We start from the raw sequence: 248 nt of genomic DNA, 5'->3' as shown, positions 1-248 counted from the left end.
GGGTGTATTCAGGCAACGGGCGGGCGCCTTCGACCAGTTCCACGGCGACCGGGATGCAGCCAAGGGGCAGGATCTTTTTCAGGTCGTCGATGCCGATCAGCGGGATGTCGTGGTGCACCTTCTTGGTGTCGGTAATGAAATCCCGGGCGCGCTCGTAACGCACGCCGGTGTAGAACACCGAGGCCACGCCGTAGCAGCCGGCGGCACGCATCACCGAGCCGACATTTTCGGGGGATTTGGGGTTATAC

Annotated in this window: 1 protein-coding gene; it reads right to left on the bottom strand. The window is 62.5% G+C overall.

All coding sequences use genetic code 11. The annotated features are described in order from the left end of the window. A partial coding sequence (locus AAEZ05_RS29650) for an RNA methyltransferase (protein ID WP_502947817.1) occupies positions 1 to 248 on the bottom strand: 248 nt, incomplete at both ends.

It is taken from the genome of Pseudomonas sp. HY13-MNA-CIBAN-0226 (assembly GCF_040310305.1).
Taxonomy (GTDB): Bacteria; Pseudomonadota; Gammaproteobacteria; order Pseudomonadales; family Pseudomonadaceae; genus Aquipseudomonas; species Aquipseudomonas gregormendelii.
Note: the sequence above shows the minus strand (reverse complement) of the source record. Positions and strands in the feature narration are given on the sequence as shown.